Origin of the sequence: Kitasatospora sp. NPDC059462 (assembly GCF_042749955.1) — a bacterium.
GTDB lineage: Bacteria > Actinomycetota > Actinomycetes > Streptomycetales > Streptomycetaceae > Kitasatospora.
The window spans coordinates 13393-29062 of sequence record NZ_JBHYUU010000107.1 but is presented as its reverse complement, the minus strand read 5'-3'; the positions used below and the strand labels follow the sequence as shown (position 1 = coordinate 29062).

Below are 15670 nucleotides of genomic sequence, written 5' to 3'. Positions count from 1 at the left end.
TCACCGGGGCCGCCTTCGCCGTGTCCGGGCTCGGGTCACGCCGTCACGGGGCGCCCGGGACGTCCGGGGCCGCCGGGTCCGGGCCGATCTTCGGGTCGGCCTCCAGCGGCACCTCCTGGCCGGTCGCCGCGTCGGTCACCGTCCGGCCCCGCAGCGGCTCCTTCAGATCGGCCGCCACCGTCTGCCGCTGGGCGAGTGCGACGCAGTCCTGCCCGGCCGGGACCGGCGCGGCCGTGGTCACCCGGATGTCCACCCGGCCCGGCTTGGACTCGTCCGCCTTGAGCGCGTACCGCTGGCAGACCCCGCCGTAGAACCAGACCGTCAGCCGGGTGCCGTCCACCCGGTAGGTGACCGCCGGGTGCACCGGCGAGCCGTTCCCGGGCCCGTTCGGCGCCGGCTCGCCCACCGCGATGCCGTTGCCGCCCGCGCCCGGGGGAGTGGGCGCCGGGGTCGGCGTCAGCGCCGGGCCGGTGGCGGCCGGCCGCGGATCCGGGGCGGTGGCCGACGGGTCGGCCGGCGGTGTGGTCACCGGAGCCGGGGCGGACGGGTCGGCCGGGGCGGACGGGACGGACGTCGGCGCCGGGGCCGAGGTCGTGGCCGCCGGGTCCGGTGCGGCGGACGCGCTCGCCGGCGCCCGCTCCGGGCCGGAGGGCGCGGCGTCCGAATCCGCCGCGGCCCCGCCGCCGCACCCGGCCAGCACGGTCACCACCGCCAGCGCCAGGCCCGCCAGTGCCGTCGCCCGCGCCCGGCCGGAACGCCGGGGCATGGTCTCCAGGTCCATCTGCACATCCTCCCGAGGGTTCGGCGGCGCGCCGTTCCGGCCGCACCGCGCGGATGTGACGTGCCCCGGACGCTCCCGGTTCCCTCCGGCCCCGGAACCGGTCCCCCGGAACCCGCGCCCCGGGGTCAGGGACCGTACTCGGGCATCCCCGCGACCAGCCGCTGGGCCCCGGAGGGGACGCGGAAGCCGGACCCGGACGGTGCGCTGTCCGGCCGGCCGGTCGCCAGCAGCGGCCAGAACCGGCGCAGCCGGCGCGAGGAATCCACCAGCGCCTCCAGCGACTCGCCGTCCGCGTCGCCGCGCAGGGCGGGCGGAACCCGCAGCGGGTGGTGACTGGGCATCATCGGCCATCAACTCCGATCCACCGTCGCCGCGGCAACGCCGCCGCGGACCTGGGCGGGGGCCGGCAGGGCCCCTTCCTGCGACCCTAGGCCGGGCGGGCCGGAGCCCACCAGGGCTACCACTGGGTAGTACACGTTCGGGGACGACGGGTGACAGCGGACGGGCACCGGCACGGCTGCGGTCTTGCTGGTGTCCCGCCCGCGCCGGGTACCGTGGGTGGGTTCCACCCCCGTAGTCCCATGGCCCCGCCGCCATCCTGAGGAGACCCCGTGCGTATCGCCGTCGCCGGCTCGATCGCGACCGACCACCTGATGACCTTCCCCGGCCGGTTCGCCGACCAGCTGGTCGCCGAGCAGCTGCACACCGTGTCGCTGTCCTTCCTGGTCGACACCCTCGACATCCGCCGCGGCGGCGTCGCGCCCAACATCGCCTTCGGCATGGGCGTCCTGGGCCTGCGCCCGGTCCTGGTCGGCGCGGCCGGCGCGGACTTCGCCGAGTACCGCAGCTGGCTGGAGCGCAACAACGTGGACTGCCGCTCCGTCCACATCTCCGAGACCCGGCACACCGCGCGCTTCATGTGCACCACCGACGAGGACCACAACCAGATCGCCTCGTTCTACACCGGCGCCATGGCCGAGGCCCGCAACATCGAGCTCAAGCCGATCGCCGACCGCGTCGGCGGCCTCGACCTGGTGCTGATCGGCGCCGACGACCCGCAGGCGATGGTCCGCCACACCCAGGAGTGCCGCACCCGCGGCTACGCCTTCGCCGCCGACCCGTCCCAGCAGCTGGCCCGCCTCGACGGCCACGACATCCGCGAGATCGTCGACGGCGCCGCCTACCTCTTCACCAACGAGTACGAGGCCGCGCTGATCGAGTCCAAGACCGGCTGGGACTCCGACGAGATCCTCTCCCGGGTCGGCACCCGGATCACCACCCTGGGCAGCAAGGGCGTCCGGATCGACCGCAAGGGCGAGACCCCGGTGGTGGTCGGCTGCGCCCCGGAGAACGCCAAGGTGGACCCGACCGGCGTCGGCGACGCCTTCCGCGCCGGCTTCCTGGCCGGCCTCTCCTGGGACCTGGAGCTGGAGCGCGCCGCCCAGCTCGGCTGCATGCTCGCCACCCTGGTGATCGAGACCGTCGGCACCCAGGAGTACGAGCTGCGCCCGCACGACTTCCTGCAGCGCTTCACCGCCGCCTACGGCGAGGCGGCCGGCGCCGAGCTGCGCGCGCACCTGGTCAGCTGAGCCGCCGCACCAGGTAGGCCGAGCCCCGGTCGCCGCCGTACCCGGCGGCCGGGGCCTCCCCGAGGTACTCCTGCCCGCGCATCCCGCACCAGGCCGGGACGTCCAGCCGGGCCGCCTCGTCGTCGGCCAGCACCGCGATCGTGCCGCCCACCGGCACCTCGCCGATCCGCTTCGCCAGCTCGATCACCGGCAGCGGGCACTTCTTGCCCAGCGCGTCGATGGTGAGCGCGTCGATGGTGAGCGCGTCGATGGTGAGCGCCCCGCCGGAGACCTCCCCGCCGGAGTCCTCGCCGCCGGACGCCTCCCCGGCGGCCGGCGGCAGGGCGAGGTCCAGCCCCAGCGGCGCGCGGACCGCGGCCACCACCTCCGGCAGGACGGTGAGGAACCGTTCGACGTCCGCCTCGGCGGTGCCGAACGGCAGCGAGACCCGGACGTTGCCCTCGGTGAGCACGCCCATCGCCGCCAGCACATGGCTCGGGGTCAGCGTGGAGGAGGTGCACGAGGAGCCGGAGGAGACGGCGAACCCGGCCCGGTCCAGCTCGCCCAGCAGCACCTCGCCGTCCACGTACAGGCAGGAGAAGGTGACGAGGTGCGGCAGCCGCCGCACCGGGTCGCCGACCACCTCGACCTCGGGCACCAGCCGCGGCACCCGCGCCCGGATCCGCTCGACCAGCTCGTGCAGCCGGGCGTTCTCCCGCTCCGCCTCGGCCCGCACCGCCCGCAGCGAGGCCGCCGCCGCGACGATCGCCGGGACGTTGACGAAGCCCGGCACCCGGCCGCCCTCGCGCTCGTCGGCGGGCAGCGGCGAGGCGTACCGCACGCCCTTGCGCACCGCGAGCACCCCGACCCCGGCCGGCCCGCCCCACTTGTGCGCACTGGCGGCGAGCAGCGACCAGCCGGCCGGCAGGTCCGTCCGCCCGGCGCTCTGCGCGGCGTCGACCAGCAGCGGCACCTCCCCGCAGAGCGCGGCCGTCTCGGCGACCGGCTGCACCGTGCCCACCTCGTGGTTGGCGGACTGCAGCACGGCGAGCGCGGTGTCCGGCCGCAGCGCCGAGGAGAACACCGCCGGGTCGACCCGGCCGAGCCGGTCCACCGGCACGGCGGTCACCTCGCCGCCGGCGGCCTCGTGCCGCTCCGCGGTGTGCAGCACGCTGGAGTGCTCGACGGCGGAGTGCACCAGGTGCCGGCCGCGCCGCCGGTTGCCGTGCAGCGCGCCCAGCACGCCGAGCTGGACGGCCTGGGTGCCGCCGGCGGTGAAGGAGATCTCGTCGGCCCGGCAGCCGAGCACCTCGGCCACGGTCTCCCGGGCGGCGTCGAGCAGCATCCGGGCCTGCCGCCCGGAGCGGTAGAGCCGGGCGGGGTCGGCCCACCCCTCGTCGAGGGCGGCGGTCAGCGCCTGCCGGGCGACGGGGTGGAGCGGCGCGGTGGAGGCCACATCGAAGTACACGGTCACATTTAACGACACTCCCGGGTGCGTTCCGGGCTCCGGCGACGCCTCACCGGCCGTCAGTCGATCACCCCGAATGTCCGGATCGTCCGCGTCCGACAGGGCGTCACACTCGTTGTCCGAGGTCATCCCCCGATCGGGCGTACGGACCCCGAATGCCTAGGATGACCTGCGGCGCAGCCCCTGCCGGGCCTGATCGGGTGCTCGGGCGGCGCGTTACCGGGACCTGCCCGTCAGCAGCGCATAAGGCTGGAGTAGGGTTTGGCCCGCATAAGCATTCAAACCGTGCCCGTGGACGGGTCGCCGAGGAGGGGAAACCTCCCCGGGGCGACGCGAAGGCGGGCGAGACTTCGGGAAGGCGCTACGTGAGTCCCAACGGCTCCGACCGCTCGCCGCGGCGCACGATGCGGCGGAAGCTGCCTCAGGCGCTGGCACTGGGCCTCGTCATCGCGACCGCCACCGGCTGCTCGGCCAACGACCTCCCCAGGCTTGGCCTCCCGAGCCCCGTCACCAAGGAAGGGCCGATGGTCCTCCACATGTGGCAGGGCTCCTGGATCGCGGCGCTGGTGGTCGGCGTACTGATGTGGGGTCTGATCATCTGGAGCGTGATCTTCCACCGGCGCAGCCGCACCGGCGTGCAGGTCCCCCCGCAGACCCGGTACAACGTGCCCATCGAGGCGCTCTACACCGCGGTCCCGATCATCATCGTGTCGGTCCTCTTCTACTTCGTCGCCCGCGACGAGTCGAAGCTGACCGCCGTCTCCGAGAAGCCGCAGCACACCGTCAACGTGGTGGGCTTCCAGTGGAGCTGGGCGTTCAACTACGAGAACACCGAGAACCCGGACCCGACCAGCCAGGTGGCCGCGTACGAGGTGGGTACCCCCGGCGAGCCGCCGACGCTGTACCTGCCGGTGGACGAGACGGTGCAGTTCCGCCTCACCTCTCGTGACGTGATCCACGACTTCTGGCCGATCAACTTCATGATGAAGATGGACGTCGTGCCGGGTGTGGTCAACAAGTTCGAGGTCACCCCGACCGTCAAGGGTGAGTACATGGGCAAGTGCGCCGAGCTCTGCGGCGTCGACCACTCGCGCATGCTGTTCAACGTGAAGGTCGTCGACCGTGCCGAGTACGACCAGCACCTGAAGGACCTGCGGGCCAAGGGTCAGACCGGCGCGGTGCCCTCCGGCATCACGACCATGGGAAGTGAAGAGAAGTGACCATCCTCAACGAGCCCGCCGCGGCCGGCGGGGGCGCCGGGGCCGTCACGGTCGGGGCGCAGCGGACCCGGAAGCCGGGTTCCACCATCATCAAGTGGCTCACCACCACTGACCACAAGACGATCGGCACGCTGTACCTGGCGACGTCGTTCGCGTTCTTCCTGATCGGCGGCGTCCTGGCGCTGGTCATGCGCGCCGAGCTGGCTCGTCCCGGGACCCAGATCCTGTCGAACGAGCAGTTCAACCAGGCGTTCACGATGCACGGCACGGTCATGCTGCTGATGTTCGCGACGCCGCTCTTCGCCGGTTTCGCGAACTGGATCATGCCGCTGCAGATCGGCGCGCCGGACGTCGCGTTCCCGCGTCTGAACATGTTCGCCTACTGGCTCTACCTGTTCGGCTCGCTGATCGCGGTCGCCGGCTTCCTCACCCCGCAGGGCGCCGCCGACTTCGGCTGGTTCGCCTACGCGCCGCTGTCGGACGCGGTCCGCTCGCCGGGCATCGGCGCCGACATGTGGATCATGGGTCTGGCCTTCTCCGGTTTCGGCACCATCCTGGGTGCGGTCAACTTCATCACCACGATCATCTGCATGCGGGCCCCCGGCCTGACGATGTTCCGGATGTCGATCTTCACCTGGAACGTCCTGCTGACCGCGGTGCTGATCCTGCTGGCCTTCCCGGTCCTGGCCGCCGCGCTGTTCGCCCTGGAGGCGGACCGCAAGTTCGGGGCGCACGTCTTCGATCCGGCCAACGGCGGTGCGCTGCTCTGGCAGCACCTGTTCTGGTTCTTCGGCCACCCCGAGGTCTACATCATCGCGCTGCCGTTCTTCGGCATCGTGTCCGAGATCATCCCGGTCTTCAGCCGCAAGCCGATGTTCGGCTACTCCGGCCTGATCGCGGCCACCATCGCGATCGCCGGCCTGTCCGTGACGGTGTGGGCCCACCACATGTACGTCACCGGCCAGGTACTGCTGCCGTTCTTCTCCTTCATGACCTTCCTGATCGCGGTCCCGACCGGTGTGAAGTTCTTCAACTGGGTCGGCACCATGTGGAAGGGCTCGCTCAGCTTCGAGACCCCGATGCTGTGGACCGTCGGCTTCCTGGTCACCTTCCTCTTCGGTGGTCTGACCGGTGTCCTGCTGGCCTCCCCGCCGATCGACTTCCACGTCTCGGACTCGTACTTCGTCGTCGCCCACTTCCACTACGTGGTCTTCGGCACCGTCGTCTTCGCGATGTTCGCCGGCTTCCACTTCTGGTGGCCGAAGATGACCGGCAAGATGCTGGACGAGCGCCTCGGCAAGATCACCTTCTGGACGCTGTTCTTCGGCTTCCACACCACCTTCCTGGTGCAGCACTGGCTCGGCGCGGAGGGCATGCCCCGCCGCTACGCCGACTACCTGGCCGCCGACGGCTTCACCACCCTGAACACCGTCTCGACCATCGGCTCGTTCCTGCTCGGCCTGTCGATCCTGCCGTTCCTCTACAACGTCTGGAAGACCGCCAAGTACGGCGAGAAGATCGAGGTCGACGACCCGTGGGGCTACGGCCGTTCGCTGGAGTGGGCGACCTCCTGCCCGCCGCCGCGGCACAACTTCCTCACCCTGCCCCGGATCCGCTCCGAATCCCCGGCCTTCGACCTCCACTACCCGGAGATCGCCGCGCTGGACTACCTGGAGAACCACGGTGAGCCGGCCAAGCACCTCGCCGGTGTGACCCCCGCGAAGTACGACGCCCCGCAGCTGGGCAAGGGCAAGAAGGAGGGTGACGTCTGATGAAGGAACAGGGCAAGATCTTCCTGGGCCTTTCGGTCTTCGTGCTGGCCATGGCGATCACCTACGGCCTGTGGACCAACAGCTCCGACCACGGAATCGAGGCCGCGGGCACCACCGCGCTCTTCCTCGCCTTCGGCCTGTGCGCCTTCATCGGCTACTACCTCGCCTTCACCGCCCGCCGGGTGGACAGCGGCGCGGGTGACAACCCCGAGGCCGAGGTCGCGGACGACTCCGGCGAGCTGGGCTTCTTCGCCCCGCACAGCTGGCAGCCGCTCTCGCTGGCCATCGGCGGCGCGCTCGCCTTCCTCGGCGTGATCTTCGGCTGGTGGCTGATGTTCTGGTCGCTGCCGATCATCCTGATCGGTCTGTTCGGTTGGGTCTTCGAGTTCTACCGGGGCGAGAACCAGAACCAGTAGGCACTGGCTCCCCTGGCACAGGGCCGGGCATCCCGCACGGGATGCCCGGCCCTGTTGCGTCCCCGGAGTGACGGCCTCACCCCCGCGGCCCAACGGCGCCCCGTTCGGTTGTCGCTCCGGCGGACGCGGTTCCTACGATCTGACCAATCGTGCGAAACCCCCGGGAGGCGGTCATGGCCGACAGACGCGGAATCGCGGGTCTCGGCGGCATCACGCTGGCCCTCGTCGTACTGGTCCCGTTGGCCGGCTGCACCTCCGGCGGCGAGGGCACGGCCGAGACGGTGCGCAGGGTCGACGCCGCGGAGCTGGTGCACCTGTCCGCCACCGAGCGGGCCGACCCCTCCCAGCCCCTCACGGTGACCGCGGTGCCGGGCAGCCGGCTGACCGACGTCACCGTGGTCGGCCCGGACGGCCGGGTGGTCGCCGGGAAGCTCTCGGACGACCAGAGCAGCTGGCAGACCACCGGCCGGCTCAAGGCCGCCACCGCCTACACGGTGCGGATCGCCGCCGACGACGGCCGCGGCGGCCGGGGCGAGACCACAGCCGGTTTCTCCACCCTGGCCGCCCAGCACCTGCTGACCGCCAAGCTCGGCCCGGACTCCTCGGGCAGCGGCGTCTACGGCGTGGGCCAGCCGCTCACCGTCCAGCTCTCCGAGGCCGTCAAGGACCCGCAGGCCCGCCAGGAGGTGGAGCGCGCGCTGACGGTGGTCTCGCAGCCCGCCGTCACCGGCGGCTGGTACTGGGTGGACGACAAGAACGTGCACTTCCGCCCCGAGGACTACTGGCCCACCGGCACCACCGTCAGCCTGGCCTTCGACGCCACCGGCAGCCTGATCTCCGACGGCCTGTACGGCGGCGACCGGGCCGCCCTGGCGCTGCGGATCGGCGAGCGCGTGGAGACGGTGGTGGACGCGGCCGCGCACGAGCTCACGCTCAAGCGCGACGGCCAGGCGGTCCGGACGATACCGGTGACCACCGGCAAGCCCGGCTTCGACACCCGCAACGGCGTCAAGGTGGTGCTGGGCCAGGAGCGCAAGGTCCGGATGAGCGGCGAGACGATCGGCATAGCGGCCGGCAGCCAGGAGTCCTACGACCTCGACGTCGAGTGGGCCACCCGGGTGACCTGGAGCGGCGAGTACGTGCACGCCGCGCCCTGGTCGGTGGGCTCCCAGGGGGTGGAGAACGTCAGCCACGGCTGCACCGGGATGAGCACCGACAACGCCCGCTGGTTCTACCAGAACACCAGGGTGGGGGACCTGGTGACGGTGGTGAACAGCCACGGCAAGTCGATGGAGCCGTTCGGCAACGGCTTCGGCGACTGGAACATCGCCTGGAGCGAGTGGGTCAGGCACAGCGCCCTGGGCGGGCCCGTCAGCACCACCGCCCCGGCCACCCGGGCGCCGGCCACCGGAATGATCGCCCCGCAGCTCTGAGGGCCGTTCAGCCCGCCGCGGAGTCGTCCCGGTACGCCACCCGCAGCGCGCCGTCCACGACGCGCAGGGCGTCCGCCGCCGGCACCCCGAGGCGCCGGGCCCGCTCGGCGTACTCGGCGGCCGCCGCGGCGGCCAGCCGGTGCGCGGAGTCGCCGGTCGCGGCGATCAGGGTGCCGCGCCGGCCGTGGGTCTCCACCACCCCGTCCGCCTCCAGCTCCCGGTAGGCGCGGGCGACCGTTCCGGCGGCCAGCCCGAGCCGCTCGGCCAGCGCGCGGACGGTGGGCAGCCGCAGCCCGGTGGCCAGCTCGCCGCTGCGGGCCTGCTCGGCGATCTGGGCGCGGATCTGCTCGTACGGGGGAGTGGCGGAGGCCGGGTCGACGGACAGCTGCACGAGGGGCTCCTGACGTGACGGTGCGGACGGCGGGGGAGGGGGAGCGGGTACGGCAAAGCCCGAGGGCCGCCGACCAGAAGAACTCTGGTCAGCGGCCCTCGGGTGCGACGCGGGGGTGCGTACGGGATCAGTGGTGGCCGTGGCCGCTGGTGATCTCGTGGTGTTCCTCGGCGGTCGGCTTGGGGATCTGGCTGCCCTCGCCGTAGAAGCCGCGGGAGAGCTTCGCCCGGGTCCGGGTGAGGACGCCGGCCTTGCGGGCCACGCCGTTCTCGTCCGTCGCGGCCGGCAGCTCGACCGGCTGCACCTGCTCGTGCGCGGTGAGCTTGTGCAGGTCCTGCTGCGGCAGCTGGGCGTGCACCTCGATGAACTCGCCGTGCGGCAGGCGCTTGATGACGCCGGTCTCGCGACCGTGCAGCACCTTCTCCTTGTCACGGCGCTGGAGGCCGAGGCACCAGCGCTTGGTGATGATGAAGACCACGACCGGGACGACGAAGAAGCCGACGCGGACGGCGTAGGTGACCGAGTTGATCGACAGGTGGAGGTGGGTGGCGAACAGGTCGTTGCCACCGGCCACCAGCAGGATCAGGTAGAGGCTGATCCAGGCGGCGCCCAGCGCGGTGCGGACCGGGGCGTTGCGCGGACGGTCCAGGATGTGGTGCTCGCGCTTGTCGCCGGTGATCCAGCCCTCGATGAACGGGTAGACCGCGATCGAGACCAGGACCAGCGGGAAGATCGCCAGCGGAACCAGGACACCCAGGTTGAGGGTGTGGCCCCACAGGCCGATCTCCCAGCCCGGCATGAGGCGGATCAGACCCTCGGAGAAGCCCATGTACCAGTCGGGCTGGGCGTCGGTGGACACCTGGTCCGCGCGGTACGGGCCGACCGACCAGACCGGGTTGATCGTGGCGATCGCCGAGATGACGGCGATGAGGCCGAACACCAGGAAGAAGAAGCCACCGGCCTTGGCCATGTAGACCGGCATCAGCGGCATGCCGACGACGTTCTTCTCGGTCTTGCCCGGGCCCGCCCACTGGGTGTGCTTGTGGTAGAAGACCAGGATCAGGTGGGCGACCAGCAGGCCCAGCATGATGCCCGGGATCAGCAGCACGTGGATGGTGAAGAACCGGGGCACGATGTCGGTGCCCGGGAACTCGCCGCCGAACAGGAACATCTGGATGTAGGTGCCCACCAGCGGGACGGCGAGGATCGCGCCTTCCATGAAGCGGATACCGGTGCCGGAGAGCAGGTCGTCGGGCAGCGAGTAGCCGAAGAAGCCGTCGAACATGCCCAGGATCAGCAGCAGGAAGCCGAAGACCCAGTTGATCTCGCGCGGCTTGCGGAACGCGCCGGTGAAGAAGACGCGCATCATGTGCACGAGCATCGCCGCCACGAAGACCAGGGCGGCCCAGTGGTGGATCTGGCGGACCAGCAGACCGCCGCGCACCTCGAAGCTGATGTCGACCGTCGAGGCGTAGGCCTCGGACATCGGGAGGCCCTTGAGCGGCACGTACGAGCCGTCGTAGATGACCTCGCCCATCGAGGGCTTGAAGAACAGCGTCAGGTAGACGCCGGTCAGGATGATGATGATGAAGGTGTAGAGGCAGATCTCGCCCAGCATGAAGGACCAGTGGTCCGGGAAGATCTTCCGCAGGTTGGCCTTGGCGAGGGAGTAGATCCCCAGCCGGCCGTCCGTCCAGTCCGCTGCCTGCTCCCACTTGTTCGCGGGCTTGGCGCGCGTGCTGGAGGGCTTGGCGGCGCCGGAGGTGGTGCTGCTCGCACTGCTCATCGAGCACGCTCCCAGAAGCTCGGGCCGACGGCTTCGTCGAAGTCGCCGTGGGCGACCAGGAAGCCCTTCTCGTCAGTGGTGATCTTCAGCTGCGGCAGCGGGTGGCCGGCCGGGCCGAAGATGACGCGCGCGCCGTCCGCCAGGTCGAAGGTCGACTGGTGGCAGGGGCAGAGCGCGTGGTGGGTCTGCTGCTCGTACAGGCTGATCGGGCAGCCGACGTGGGTGCAGATCTTGGAGTAGGCGAGGATGCCCTCGAACCCCTTCTCCTTGGACTTCTCGTCCTTGATGTCCTCCGGCGCGATGCGCACCAGCATGAGGGCGTCCTTCGCGATGCGAACCTGGAAGTCCTCGGAGTGCGTGGTCAGGCCCTCGGGCATCGCGAAGGTCAGCGACCCCTGGATGATGTCCTCGGCCTTCATCGGCAGGTTGGTGTTCATGTTGATCAGCTGCAGCGGCTTGGACTCGGTGGCCTCGTCCCAGCCGGTGTGCTGCAGCTTGTCCTCGGGCAGCGGGCCCAGGTCGCGGAGCAGGACCACGCCGGAGAGCGGGACCAGCGCCATCGAACCGATGAGGGTGTTGCGGATCATCTTGCGGCGGCCGAAGCCGGACTCCGCGGCACCGGTCTTGAACTGCTCGATGACGTCCGCGCGGACCTCGTCGTCGGCCTCGATCGGGTGACGCTCGGCCGGGATCTCGTGGTCCGACATCAGGGTGCGGGCCCAGTGGACCGCACCGGCACCGATGAGGAACAGCGCGAGGCCCAGGGTCATGCCGAGCGCGAAGTTCAGCGCGCTGACGTGGCCCAGCGGCCAGATGTAGACGATCTTGTCCGGGTCGATGGCCACGTACGAGGCGATGAAGCCGACGGTGGCGATCATCGACACGACGAACATCAGCGACACCTGGCGCTCGGCCCGCTTGGCGGCCCGCTCGTCGATGTCGGTGCGGCGCGGCTCGTGGGCCGGCAGACCGGGGTCGGCGAACGGGTCGCCGTGGGCGGCCACCTCGTGGTGCCCGGCGGAGCCGTGCGACTCCGGGAGCTTCTCTTCTGACATGTCGTGGCTCATGACTTCTTGGCCTTGGTGGTGTGGGCGGCGACCCAGATCGCGACCAGGATGAGCGCGCCGAGACCGAAGATCCAGCCGAACAGGCCCTCGGTCACCGGACCGAGGCTGCCGAGCGTGAGACCGCCGGGGTTGGGCTCATCGTTGGTGGTGTGGCGGACGAAGGCCACGATCTGCTTCTTCTGCTCCTCGGGCATGGTGCTGTCCGGGAACGACGGCATGTTCTGCGGGCCGGTCTGCATGGCCTCGTAGATGTGCTTGGCGTCCACGCCCTCCAGCGACGGGGCGTACTTGCCCTGGGTGAGGGCACCGCCCTGGCCGGAGAAGTTGTGGCACTGGGCGCAGTTGGTGCGGAACAGCTCGCCACCCTTGGCGAGGTCCTCGGGGTTGGTCGAGGTGAGCTGCTCGTCGGTGGGCGTCACCGGGCCGGGGCCGAGCGAGGCGACGAAGGCGGCGAGCTGGTCGATCTCCGCCTGCGAGTAGATGTTCGGCTTGCGCGGCACCTGGGCGCCGGGCTGCTGGGCCGGCATGCGGCCGGTGCCCACCTGGAAGTCCACCGCGGCGGAACCGACGCCGACCAGGCTCGGACCGTCGCTGGACCCCTGGCCGTTCAGGCCGTGGCAGGAGGAGCAGCCCACGGCGAAGAGCTTCTTGCCCTCGTCGATCGCGAGCGACTGCGCGGCGACGTCGGCCTGCGCCTTGTCGGCGGGCGCGAACGCGGCGTACAGCCCCCCGGTTGCCGCCAGGGCGAGAAGTAGGACGACCAGCGCCGCCAGTGGGTGGCGCCGTCGTGCGGAGAGCTTTTTCACGGAATAACCCCGGTGTCAGGATCTGGTCGACTGGTGGGTGCACCCGGCGGCCGGTCTGGCCGGCACGAGGCTGCCTGTCTAGGGCTGCGCGCGCGGTCGGTCGGTGGGAGCGTCGGCACCGGCGAAATCGGGCCGTCGCCGGTGAGGGCGGGACCCGAGGCCGGTGGCCAGCGACCTGATCAGCTGGTTACTTGATCAGGTAGATGGTCGCGAACAGGCCGATCCACACGACATCGACGAAGTGCCAGTAGTACGACACCACGATGGCGGCGGTGGCCTGCTCGTGAGTGAAGCGCTTGGCTGCGTACGTCCGTCCCAGGACCAGCAGGAAGGCGATCAGACCACCCGTCACGTGCAGACCGTGGAAGCCGGTGGTCAGGTAGAACACCGTGCCGTACGGGTCCGAGGACAGCGAGAGGCCGTCCTTCTTGACCAGCTCGGTGTACTCGAAGATCTGGCCGCCGATGAAGACCGCGCCCATCACGAAGGTCAGGACGAACCACGAGCGGAGCTTCTTCACGTCCCCGCGCTCGGCGGCGAAGACGCCGAGCTGGCAGGTGAGCGAGGAGAGCACCAGGATCGTGGTGTTGACCGAGGAGAAGGGCACGTTGAGGGCGTGCGCCTTCTCGGTCCAGAACTCCGGCCCCTTGACGGAGCGGAGCGTGAAGTACATCGCGAAGAGGGCCGCGAAGAACATCAACTCGGAACTGAGCCAGACGATCGTTCCGACGCTGACCATGTTCGGCCGGTTGACCGATCCGTGCGCGTGCCCGGTTTCTACTGCTGTTGCTGTCGCCACGACGGACATTATGTCGGTCCCTTATTCCGTCTTCACGCCGGGGGGTGTCCCTCGGAGTGTCCGGTGCGTGCGATATGCCCCCCTGGCACCCGGACGGCTGTGCGTACCCCTGCTGAGCAGCCCGGTGTCCCTTTTCTGACGGTTCCTCGAAGGGGCCCTTCGGGGCCCCCTGCGGCGTGTCGCGGCGGGCCCGCGGGGCCGTCGGTAGTAAGGGGAGAGACCACCCGTCCGCCGTACGGGTGGTCCGTGCGGGTGGGGGTGACGCGCCGTGCTCCGCCCGGACCAGTGGCGGGCGCGGCGGGTCGGGAGGGATCTCGCGGGAAGGGCTCGGCGGCGGGTGATCGGGAGTAGCATCCGGGGAGAGGCGAACGTGGTCCGGATCACACGTGAGGGAGCAGGCCCATGGCGTACACGACCGACGAGACGTTGACCGTTCTGGTCTACAGCCACGACCGCACCACCCGCGAGCAGGTGCTGACCGCTCTCGGCCGGCGGCCCGCGGAGGACCTTCCGGAGCTGGCGTACCTGGAGTGCGCGACCACTCCGGCGGTGCTCAAGGCGCTGGAGAAGGGCGGCATCGACCTCTGCGTCCTGGACGGCGAGGCGGTGCCGGCCGGCGGGCTCGGGCTCGCGCGGCAGCTGAAGGACGAGATCTACGGCTGCCCGCCGCTGCTGGTGCTGATCGGCCGGCCGCAGGACTCCTGGCTGGCGGCCTGGAGCCGGGCCGACGCGGCGATCTCCCAGCCGGTGGACCCGGTGGCGCTGGCGGAGGCCGTCGCGACCCTGCTGCGGGCCCGGATGGCCAAGCGGGCGCCCGCCGCGCGCTAGGCCCGCGGCCCGGGGTCCCGCCCGGCGTCCCGCCCCGGCGTCTCACCACAAGAGAAGAAGGGTGAACGGCGGGGCCCCGGCACCCCGCCGCTCGATAGGCTGACCGACGTCCCTACGTCCTTCCCCGTCCGCGGGGAGCGAGAGCTGGAGTCAGCCATGGTGAACGTGAACCCTGCGAACGGCGGTAGCGAGCCCGCGCAGGTGGTCCGCACCTGGCCGGACATCCTGTCGGCGCTGCTGAGGGGGGAGGACCTCGACCGTGCGGCCACCGCATGGGCGATGGACCGGATCATGAGCGGGGAGGCCTCCCCGGTGCAGATCGCCGGCTTCATGGTGGCGCTGCGGGCCAAGGGCGAGACGGTCGACGAGATCTCCGGCCTGGTCGACTCGATGTACGCGCACGCCGAGCCGCTGACCATCCCCGGCCCGGCGGTGGACATCGTCGGCACCGGCGGCGACCGGGCCAAGACCGTCAACATCTCGACGATGTCGGCGATCGTGGCCGCGGCGGCCGGCGCCAAGGTGGTCAAGCACGGCAACCGGGCCGCCTCCTCGGCCAGCGGCTCCTCGGACGTGCTGGAGAAGCTGGGCATCAGCCTGAACCTGCGGCCGCGCCGGGTCGCCGAGGTGGCCGAGGAGGTCGGGCTCACCTTCTGCTTCGCGGCGACCTTCCACCCGTCGATGCGGTACGCCGGCCCGGCCCGCAGCGAGCTCGGGGTGCCGACCGCCTTCAACATCCTCGGCCCGCTCACCAACCCGGCCCGGGTGACGGCGCACGCCGTCGGCTGCTTCGACACCCGCCTCGCCGGGCTGATCGCCGGGGTGCTGGCGCAGCGCGGAGCCAGCGCACTGGTCTTCCGGGGCGACGACGGGCTGGACGAGCTGACCATCACCACCACCTCGCGGGTCTGGATCGTCCGGGACGGCGAGGTCACCGAGACCTCCTTCGACCCGCGCGAGGTCGGCATCGAGCCGGTCGGCATCGAGGCGCTGCGCGGCGGGGACCCGGTGTACAACGCGGACGTCGCGCGCCGGCTGCTGGCCGGGGAGCGCGGGCCGGTGCGCGACGCGGTGGTGCTGAACTCGGCGGCCGCGCTGGTGGCGCTCGACCTGACCGGCGCGCCGCTCGCCGAGCAGCTCGGGGCGGCGATGCGGCGCACCGCGGCGGCCATCGACTCGGGTGCCGCGCAGGACCTGCTGAAGCACTGGTCCGAGGCCACCGCCCGGGCGTGACACGGGAGTCGGGGGCGCGGCGGCGGCGCGACCCCCCCCCGCCCCCCCCCCCAACCCGAGGTACGCCCCCTGGGAAAACAAACAGGCGCCGCCCCACTCCAA

At 71.3% G+C, this 15670-nt stretch carries 15 protein-coding genes; 7 read left to right on the top strand and 8 right to left on the bottom strand.

Going from position 1 to position 15670, the window contains the following annotated elements; all coding sequences use genetic code 11:
- Nucleotides 1–43: 43 nt before the first annotated feature.
- Together ACFXAM_RS24590 and ACFXAM_RS24585 are read right to left on the bottom strand one after the other, a co-directional pair.
- Complete coding sequence (locus ACFXAM_RS24590; RefSeq protein WP_380294400.1) at nucleotides 44–781, bottom strand: hypothetical protein; 738 nt, start codon at nucleotides 779–781, stop codon at nucleotides 44–46.
- 125 nt (nucleotides 782–906) lie between these two features.
- Nucleotides 907–1125: a hypothetical protein gene (locus ACFXAM_RS24585; RefSeq protein WP_380294399.1), complete on the bottom strand. Its 219-nt coding sequence runs from the start codon at nucleotides 1123–1125 to the stop codon at nucleotides 907–909.
- A gap of 267 nt (nucleotides 1126–1392) precedes the next feature.
- On the opposite strand from ACFXAM_RS24585, the gene ACFXAM_RS24580 reads away from it, so the two are divergent.
- Complete coding sequence (locus ACFXAM_RS24580) at nucleotides 1393–2370, top strand: carbohydrate kinase family protein (RefSeq protein ID WP_380294398.1); 978 nt, start codon at nucleotides 1393–1395, stop codon at nucleotides 2368–2370.
- On the opposite strand, the gene ACFXAM_RS24575 is transcribed toward ACFXAM_RS24580, so the two are convergent.
- On the bottom strand, nucleotides 2363–3817 hold the full coding sequence (locus tag ACFXAM_RS24575; RefSeq protein WP_380294397.1) for a cysteine desulfurase/sulfurtransferase TusA family protein: 1455 nt from the start codon (nucleotides 3815–3817) through the stop codon (nucleotides 2363–2365). The two genes, ACFXAM_RS24580 and ACFXAM_RS24575, sit on opposite strands and share 8 nt — an antisense overlap.
- 365 nt (nucleotides 3818–4182) lie before the next feature.
- Here ACFXAM_RS24575 and coxB point away from each other — a divergent pair, with 365 nt between their 5' ends.
- The 4 genes from coxB to ACFXAM_RS24555 all read left to right on the top strand — a co-directional run bounded on the left by coxB (nucleotide 4183) and on the right by ACFXAM_RS24555 (nucleotide 8658).
- Nucleotides 4183–5037: a cytochrome c oxidase subunit II gene (gene coxB, locus ACFXAM_RS24570; protein WP_380294396.1), complete on the top strand. Its 855-nt coding sequence runs from the start codon at nucleotides 4183–4185 to the stop codon at nucleotides 5035–5037.
- A complete protein-coding gene (gene ctaD / locus ACFXAM_RS24565; protein ID WP_380294395.1) occupies nucleotides 5034–6809 on the top strand; it encodes a cytochrome c oxidase subunit I in 1776 nt (591 codons plus the stop codon). The genes coxB and ctaD overlap by 4 nt, the downstream gene beginning before the upstream one ends.
- Entirely contained in the window at nucleotides 6809–7225 is a 417-nt protein-coding gene (locus tag ACFXAM_RS24560; protein ID WP_350549522.1) for a cytochrome c oxidase subunit 4, read from the top strand. Before ctaD ends, ACFXAM_RS24560 begins: the two co-directional genes overlap by 1 nt.
- Before the next feature lie 173 nt (nucleotides 7226–7398).
- Nucleotides 7399–8658 carry an Ig-like domain-containing protein gene (locus ACFXAM_RS24555; RefSeq protein WP_380294394.1) on the top strand — a complete coding sequence of 420 codons (1260 nt, stop codon included), beginning with the start codon at nucleotides 7399–7401 and terminating at the stop codon, nucleotides 8656–8658.
- 7 nt (nucleotides 8659–8665) lie between these two features.
- Here the strand turns inward: ACFXAM_RS24555 and ACFXAM_RS24550 are convergent, their stop codons facing one another.
- From ACFXAM_RS24550 to ACFXAM_RS24530, 5 genes are all read right to left on the bottom strand, one after another.
- Nucleotides 8666–9049: a GntR family transcriptional regulator gene (locus ACFXAM_RS24550; RefSeq protein WP_380294393.1), complete on the bottom strand. Its 384-nt coding sequence runs from the start codon at nucleotides 9047–9049 to the stop codon at nucleotides 8666–8668.
- Nucleotides 9050–9176: 127 nt separating this feature from the next.
- Nucleotides 9177–10835 (bottom strand): cytochrome bc complex cytochrome b subunit, encoded by a 1659-nt coding sequence (locus ACFXAM_RS24545; RefSeq protein ID WP_380294392.1) that lies wholly within the window; start codon nucleotides 10833–10835, stop codon nucleotides 9177–9179.
- On the bottom strand, nucleotides 10832–11902 hold the full coding sequence (locus tag ACFXAM_RS24540) for a Rieske 2Fe-2S domain-containing protein (protein ID WP_380294391.1): 1071 nt from the start codon (nucleotides 11900–11902) through the stop codon (nucleotides 10832–10834). Before ACFXAM_RS24540 ends, ACFXAM_RS24545 begins: the two co-directional genes overlap by 4 nt.
- Complete coding sequence (locus ACFXAM_RS24535; RefSeq protein ID WP_380294390.1) at nucleotides 11899–12708, bottom strand: c-type cytochrome; 810 nt, start codon at nucleotides 12706–12708, stop codon at nucleotides 11899–11901. Before ACFXAM_RS24535 ends, ACFXAM_RS24540 begins: the two co-directional genes overlap by 4 nt.
- Nucleotides 12709–12895: 187 nt before the next feature.
- The gene (locus ACFXAM_RS24530; RefSeq protein ID WP_380294389.1) at nucleotides 12896–13516 is read right to left on the bottom strand and encodes a heme-copper oxidase subunit III; all 621 of its coding nucleotides are present in this window, start codon (nucleotides 13514–13516) and stop codon (nucleotides 12896–12898) included.
- 393 nt (nucleotides 13517–13909) lie between these two features.
- Here ACFXAM_RS24530 and ACFXAM_RS24525 point away from each other — a divergent pair, with 393 nt between their 5' ends.
- Both ACFXAM_RS24525 and trpD read left to right on the top strand, forming a co-directional pair.
- A complete protein-coding gene (locus ACFXAM_RS24525) occupies nucleotides 13910–14335 on the top strand; it encodes a hypothetical protein (protein WP_380294388.1) in 426 nt (141 codons plus the stop codon).
- A 156-nt stretch (nucleotides 14336–14491) separates the two neighbouring features.
- Nucleotides 14492–15568, top strand: coding sequence for an anthranilate phosphoribosyltransferase (gene trpD / locus ACFXAM_RS24520; RefSeq protein WP_380294387.1), 1077 nt, complete (start codon nucleotides 14492–14494; stop codon nucleotides 15566–15568).
- Nucleotides 15569–15670 lie beyond the last annotated feature (102 nt).

Excerpts from the sequence above, each read along its gene's own strand:
- ACFXAM_RS24590 (WP_380294400.1), bottom strand. The coding sequence starts at position 781 with ATGGACCTGGAGACCATGCCCCGGCGTTCCGGCCGGGCGCGGGCGACG.
- ACFXAM_RS24585 (WP_380294399.1), bottom strand. The coding sequence starts at position 1,125 with ATGATGCCCAGTCACCACCCGCTGCGGGTTCCGCCCGCCCTGCGCGGC.
- ACFXAM_RS24560 (WP_350549522.1), top strand. The coding sequence starts at position 6,809 with ATGAAGGAACAGGGCAAGATCTTCCTGGGCCTTTCGGTCTTCGTGCTG.
- ACFXAM_RS24555 (WP_380294394.1), top strand. The coding sequence starts at position 7,399 with ATGGCCGACAGACGCGGAATCGCGGGTCTCGGCGGCATCACGCTGGCC.
- ACFXAM_RS24545 (WP_380294392.1), bottom strand. The coding sequence starts at position 10,835 with ATGAGCAGTGCGAGCAGCACCACCTCCGGCGCCGCCAAGCCCTCCAGC.
- ACFXAM_RS24540 (WP_380294391.1), bottom strand. The coding sequence starts at position 11,902 with ATGAGCCACGACATGTCAGAAGAGAAGCTCCCGGAGTCGCACGGCTCC.
- ACFXAM_RS24530 (WP_380294389.1), bottom strand. The coding sequence starts at position 13,516 with ATGTCCGTCGTGGCGACAGCAACAGCAGTAGAAACCGGGCACGCGCAC.
- ACFXAM_RS24525 (WP_380294388.1), top strand. The coding sequence starts at position 13,910 with ATGGCGTACACGACCGACGAGACGTTGACCGTTCTGGTCTACAGCCAC.
- trpD (WP_380294387.1), top strand. The coding sequence starts at position 14,492 with ATGGTGAACGTGAACCCTGCGAACGGCGGTAGCGAGCCCGCGCAGGTG.